This window comes from Mammaliicoccus sp. L-M44, assembly GCF_022386355.1.
Taxonomy (GTDB): domain Bacteria; phylum Bacillota; class Bacilli; order Staphylococcales; family Staphylococcaceae; genus Mammaliicoccus; species Mammaliicoccus sciuri_A.
Map to the genome: position 1 here is coordinate 87809 of NZ_JAJNIU010000010.1, position 6364 is coordinate 94172.

General features: G+C 32.7%; 5 protein-coding genes. All 5 read right to left on the bottom strand.

From position 1 onward, the window contains the following. Positions 1 to 124: 124 nt before the first annotated feature. The 5 genes from sarA to LQ611_RS07580 all read right to left on the bottom strand — a co-directional run bounded on the left by sarA (position 125) and on the right by LQ611_RS07580 (position 6005). Positions 125 to 493, bottom strand: coding sequence for a global transcriptional regulator SarA (gene sarA / locus LQ611_RS07560; RefSeq protein WP_025905497.1), 369 nt, complete (start codon positions 491 to 493; stop codon positions 125 to 127). A gap of 380 nt (positions 494 to 873) precedes the next feature. After that, complete coding sequence (locus LQ611_RS07565) at positions 874 to 1992, bottom strand: mannitol-1-phosphate 5-dehydrogenase (RefSeq protein ID WP_239709497.1); 1119 nt, start codon at positions 1990 to 1992, stop codon at positions 874 to 876. Next, positions 1992 to 2426 carry a PTS mannitol transporter subunit IIA gene (locus LQ611_RS07570; protein WP_239709498.1) on the bottom strand — a complete coding sequence of 145 codons (435 nt, stop codon included), beginning with the start codon at positions 2424 to 2426 and terminating at the stop codon, positions 1992 to 1994. The genes LQ611_RS07565 and LQ611_RS07570 overlap by 1 nt, the downstream gene beginning before the upstream one ends. A gap of 6 nt (positions 2427 to 2432) precedes the next feature. Then, positions 2433 to 4475 (bottom strand): BglG family transcription antiterminator, encoded by a 2043-nt coding sequence (locus LQ611_RS07575; protein WP_025905500.1) that lies wholly within the window; start codon positions 4473 to 4475, stop codon positions 2433 to 2435. 24 nt (positions 4476 to 4499) lie between these two features. Further along, positions 4500 to 6005: a PTS mannitol transporter subunit IIBC gene (locus tag LQ611_RS07580; RefSeq protein ID WP_025905501.1), complete on the bottom strand. Its 1506-nt coding sequence runs from the start codon at positions 6003 to 6005 to the stop codon at positions 4500 to 4502. Positions 6006 to 6364: the final 359 nt, after the last annotated feature.

Here is a 6364-nt window from a genome sequence, read left to right on the forward strand (position 1 = left end):
TGAAAGATATGAGTTAAAGTCGGAATAAACTCACATCTTTGCCAAGTATATACCTAGTTTACCAATCACCCCCACACCACACAAAAAAGCGGAGACATCATAAAATGTCTCCGCTTTATTCATATTATTCGTTAATTTCAGTCTTAGCGATTTCGTTATCGATTTTTTCAAGCACTTCTGAAATTGATTTACGTTGTTTTTTATTAACTAGAATTAAAACTGTACGCTCGTCATATTCATTTCTTCTTTTTGTAAAGTAGTCTTGTTGTGATAAGTTTTTAACTGCTTTTACAATTTGTGGTTGTTTGTAATTTAACTTGCTAATGATTTTTTTAAGATGATATTCTTCATCGTCTGTTTCATTAATGTAAGTTAATACTGCGAATTCTTCAAAGCTAAGTGAAAAATCCTTTTTAATGATTGATTTTAATTTGTCCACATATGTTACAAGTGCTAATAAATCGGAACAATTTTCTATTTTAGAAATTGCCATTTTGAATCCCCCTAGAAGTGAGTATTTTGCTTCTGTAATTGAAATAATACAGTTTGGTGGTAAAGCCTCGCATTATCAATATGGAAGCGTTTTAAATTTTTAATTCATAAATACAGTTATCAATTATTTACTTATTTTAGCCTAAAAATAACTGTATGTAAACTAATAAGAGTAGGATTTAATTAAATAATAATATAAATAATATAACTGTCACAAACGAAAGGTAGGTATAATATAATCTCAAAAAATTAAAGTGCATGGTTATTATTAATTCTATCAATAAAATAAATTGAAAATTACAAAATATGCCGATATTAAATGGGAATATTATAAAATCAACCATATAAAGAAGTCGTATTTAACATACGACTTCTTTATAATTATTTATTGATTGAAGTATATTGAATAATTACTTCTTCGATAATATCTGATTCTAATTCTGCATATTTACTTAAGAATTCAGCAACGCTATGTTCCTTGATATAGTCGTTTTTCTCAACTGTTTCTTTATCGTTTTCATCTTGATATTCTAATAAATAGCAAAGTGCTTTAACGAGTTCAGAATGTTTTTTATTCGTTTTAGATAATGCTACTAGCGGTTTAACGATACGATCGTTTGGTCCAATTTTACGTAATACGCCACGACCAACTCTTGTTACATCATCAGATAAATATGGGTTTTGGAAACGACCAATTATTTTTTCAACATAGTAAGATTGGTCTTCTTTCGTAAATTCATCGAAGTTAGAAACAAGATATTCACTTGTTTCTTTTAATACTTCACGTAAACCTACATTAATTTCTTCATCTTGAATCGCTTCAAGAATTGTGTTGTAACCTTTGTATTGACCAAAGTATGCTAAATAAGCATGACCTGTATTAACTGTTAATAATTTTCTTTCGATATAAGGTGTTAAATCATCAACATAGTGTACATCTTGTAATTGTGTACCTTGCCATTTTGAAGCTTCTACAACCCATTCAAAGAAAGGTTCAACTAATACGTCTAATGATCCTTCTTTTTGACCTTGAGGTACGATACGGTCAACTGCTGAGTTAGGGAAACTAATGTCATCAGATAAAGGACCTGTAATATCTAAAATGGCTTTTTTAAGTTGATCTGTTGCCATAATAGCATTTTCACAAGCAACGATATTTAACGGTTTACCAGCTTCACGCTCTTTTAAGAATGATGCAAATGATTTAGCGATAATAGGTAAGATATTTACACCAACAGCTGTCGTAATGACATCTGCTTCTAAAATCGTTTCTTTTAATTTGTCTGTTTCAGTAATGCTATTGATACCTTTAACACCTGAAACAGGTTCTTTAGTATTTTCTTCATTTGCGATAACAACTTGATAAGCTTTTTCTTCATTAATTTGATTAATAATTGTTTCGTTAACATCGACGAATGTTACTTCATAGCCATTATCATTTAATACTTTACCTATGAAGCCACGTCCGATGTTACCAGCACCAAAGTGAATGGCTTTCATTAAAGTTCAACCTCCTCAAAGATTGCAAGAATTTCATCTTTAGATTGTGCATTGATAACACGTTTAACATTTTCTTCTTCACTAAATACAATAGCGATTTGAGAAAGAATATCTAAATGCTCGCCATCTTTACCAGCGATACCAACGACTACTTTTGCTTCATTGCCGTCCCAATCTACGCCATCTGGAATGTGAAGTAATACAAGACCTGATTTTAATACTTCAGTTTTAGCTTCATCTGTACCGTGTGGGATAGCTAAGAAGTTACCCATATACGTTGTAACGATTTGTTCGCGTTCTTTCATTGCAGTAATATATTTGTCAGTTACAGCACCTTCTTCAACTAATGCTTGGCCAGCTTTTTCGATAGCTTCCTCTTGAGAATTTACTGAGAGATTCATAAAAATGTTTTCTGGATTAAATAATTTTGTCATGTTAATTCACTCCGTTTTCGTTAGTTTTTGTTTTAATTTATTTAAGAAAAATGATTTGAGTGTGTTCTCTATCTTTACCCTATCATTTAACAACTGATCAATATCATCCAAATGTTCTGTAATTAAGGATGACACTTCGCTCATAAGTTGTCCTTGTTCCGAATTTCTCGGAATAAACATACATACAAGCCAATTTACTTCTTGTTGTTCATTTTCAATCGTTTTTAGCATTAGTGGCTTTGTTAATTCCGTAATAATCAATTGTGGCTTTTTGATTGATTCATCAGAAAGATGGGGAATAGCAACTGGATAACCAGTTAATGCAAAGCCTTGTAAATTCATTCGGCTGTTAAGCTTTTCACTGAACGTATGTGTATTGTCAATCACACGATGCTTGGACAATGTTTGAATGAGATATCGTTCTAACTGTGTTACTTTTTTCTTTTCAACGATCATATTTTGAATCAGTGCCAAACTTTCTTCTATAAAAGTTACAGTGCGATCATAATCTTCATATGATAGTGGTTGTTCTTGATTTTGCGTATTTTGAGGATCATGGACAACAGATTGCTGTAATTTCAAAAAGTATTTCACATTTTCAGCGTCTTGCTTTGGTAATAAAGGATTCACTGTAATATGTGGGTACTTTGTGTCTACAGCTACAGTTGAAATCATGCCATCATACTTTGAAAAATCAATCGACTTCAAACTACTGACAGAAACTTCGGTAGTTTGCGTGATTTCAGAAAAATGCTGTTTTAAACGATTGGATAGAATACGGCTTGTACCAATTCCACTGCTACATACAACGAGAACATGTAATGAACGTCTTTGTTTTGCTTGTAACATGCCACCAAAGTGAAGTGCGATATAAGCAACTTCGCTTTTTGGAAAATGATAATTCATGAATACAATCTTTAAACCTGATGAAACAGCTTCAAATAACTCTTGATCATAGGTTTCTATCATTTCGGTAAGCGGATTGTAGGTTTCAATGTTTGCCTCAAGTCTATTAATCGCAGGTTCTAAATGTAAATTTAATCCTTTGAATAGGGCATCTTCATCTTTAAATGAAAATCCTTGATCTTTTACAAATTCTATAAGTTCGGTAACGCGCTGCTTATGAATATCATTGTTTTCATAAGTTGTTTCGTGGCGACGTCTTGCGCCTCTTAAATGCATTGTAATAAAAGCAATTTCAGAATGATTAAATGTCACATCATATATATCGCTTAATACATTGGTAAGTCTCTCTGATACTTTAAATTCATCCGTCGAAATCAATTCATTTAAAATATCATCCTCAATTTCTACATGTCCATCTTGCTTAATACGTTCAATTGCTAAAACGATATGAATCGTTAATGTGAGGTAACTTGCCTCAGTTAATGTATAAGGTAATGTACCGAGTTCATCCATTAACAAGCGTTCAACATTAAACAATCTATCTATATCAACAATACCTCGAAGATGTGTTTCGTTTAACGTATGATATACGAAATGATCTTCTACTACAGAGTACACGCTGTCACCATCTAATTTTTCTAACATGATTCTAGCAAGTAACTGCCTTTTGTTGACTTCTTCACCATTAAGAATCAAACCTTCGCCACGTCTTCGTTCTAATGAAAGTTCAAATGTGTGTAATTCAGGTTCCAATTGCTCAATGATTTTGTTAAGTGTATGTGTAGATGAACCAATTTCATTCGCAAGACTATATAATTTCACTGGATCTTTAGATTGAATAAGGTTGTATAGAATAATAACTTTTCGTTCTTCATCAGATAAATCAATTGTATTTTGTTCAGTCAATGATTGTACAAAATTGTCAATGTCTTCTGGTTCTCCTTCAATACGTAATCCTAATTTAGGAACTCTTGTCAGAGATAAGTGATATTTATTCAGTGTATCTTCAACGCTTTTCATCTCTCTATGAACAGTTCGAGAGGAAATACCAAGTGCTTGTGCAATATCATGAATTGTTAAAAAAGAGTGAAGACGCTCAGATAGTAATTTGAGAATACTCTTTTCCCGGTTACTGATCATCATCGTTCTTCACTCCTTTGTGTAAAATTATTTTTTCAGTTCGTTAATTAATTCTTCATATCTTGGTGAATTTAAGAAATTATCTACTGAAATATGAATGGCTTTAGGATTTTTCTTAATTGCTCTATCTGTTAATGTTTTTTGCGTAATGACAACATCAGCATCGTCTGGTAATTGGTTAATAGCTGTATTTGTAACTTCAATATCAGTTAACTCAGCTTTTTTGAATTTATTTCTTAACATACCAGCACCCATAGCACTTGAGCCCATACCAGCATCACAAGCAAAGATAACTTTTTTAACATTAGAGAAATCATGTGCATCAATATTTTCTGTGTCATATTGATCTAATAGTTCTTCAGATTCATCTTTTTCTTCTTCAGAAGCTTCACCTTTTTCTTGTTCTTTAGAACCAGTTAAAGCACCGCTAACAGAAGATTTTTTACCTTTACGAGCTTCCATATCAGCAGTAGCTGATTCAATGTCGCCTTCAGGGTCTTTAGTGAATTTTAAGATGATAGATGCAACTACAAATGAAACTAATGTTGCTAGGAAGATACCAAGTAACATAATTAAGTAACTACCTTTAGGTGTAATAGCTATATAAGCTAAGATTGAACCTGGAGATGCTGGTCCAGTAGTACCGAAGTCGAACATACTAAATGTTGCAACACCAGTCATACCACCTAAAATAACGGCAACTAATAATAAAGGACGCATTAAAACATATGGGAAGTAAATTTCATGAATACCACCTAAGAAGTGGATGATACCAGCACCATATGAAGTTGCTTTTGCAGTACCTTTACCGAATACCATATAAGCTAATAGAATACCAAAACCTGGTCCAGGATTTGATTCTAAAGTATAAAGAATAGATTTACCAGCATGAGCTACTTGTTCAGATGCAAGAGGTGTTAAGACACCGTGGTTAATTGCATTGTTCAAGAATACTGTTTTAGCTGGTTCAATAATAATACTTACTAATGGTAATAAGTGATGAGAAACTAAGAAGTCAACACCCATACCTAAGACTTTCATAAGTCCTTCAACTAATGGCGCTAATCCTTTGAAACCAACAATCGCCATGATGAAAGCTAGAATACCAGCTGAGAAGTTATTGAATAACATTTCAAAGCCTTGAGGTGTTCTAGGAACTAAGAATTGGTCAACTTTTTTCATTAACCAACCAAGTAATGGACCCATAATCATTGCACCGATTAACATCGGCGTATCTGGGAATGCCGCGATAACACCCATAGTAGCTGTCGCACCAACGACACCACCACGTAAACCGTGAACTAAACGACCACCACTAAATGCAATAAGTAATGGAATTAAATATTTAATCATTGGATCAACCATTGAAGAAAGTTCTTCGTTAGGTAGCCAACCATCTTTGATAAACAGTGCTGTAATTAGCCCCCAAGCAATAAAAGCACCAATGTTTGGCATAATCATACTACTTAAAAATGAACCAAAAGCTTGAACCTTAGGACCAATGCCTTTTTTCTTTTCAGCTTGTTCTGCCATATTGAACACACCTTCCCTTATATAAAAAGTATTTTGTAACTTAATCATACGAAGATGTATGTACATATACAATGATTAGTAAATGCAACTTTGTCACATCCATTTTGACATGCGTGTCATAAACATTTATTTTGGGGGATTCAAATAGCTTATACACACTTGTAATGTAATTATACACTTTTGAAGAGGCGCTTCATACTGTTATGGAATATAAAATAGGAAATAAAGTTGAAATAGAAGAAGATGGAGGAAGAGGAGGAGGTTTCTGGGAATATGTCCATATAATTGTGTAATAAAAAAAGAGCCATATATAGCTCACTTTAGTACAATGTAATCGACTAAGAAAAAATTGTAGAGGT

What these genes read in the sequence shown, in the direction of transcription:
- sarA (WP_025905497.1), bottom strand. Translation starts at nt 493, where the DNA reads ATGGCAATTTCTAAAATAGAAAATTGTTCCGATTTATTAGCACTTGTA.
- LQ611_RS07565 (WP_239709497.1), bottom strand. Translation starts at nt 1,992, where the DNA reads ATGAAAGCCATTCACTTTGGTGCTGGTAACATCGGACGTGGCTTCATA.
- LQ611_RS07570 (WP_239709498.1), bottom strand. Translation starts at nt 2,426, where the DNA reads ATGACAAAATTATTTAATCCAGAAAACATTTTTATGAATCTCTCAGTA.
- LQ611_RS07575 (WP_025905500.1), bottom strand. Translation starts at nt 4,475, where the DNA reads ATGATGATCAGTAACCGGGAAAAGAGTATTCTCAAATTACTATCTGAG.
- LQ611_RS07580 (WP_025905501.1), bottom strand. Translation starts at nt 6,005, where the DNA reads ATGGCAGAACAAGCTGAAAAGAAAAAAGGCATTGGTCCTAAGGTTCAA.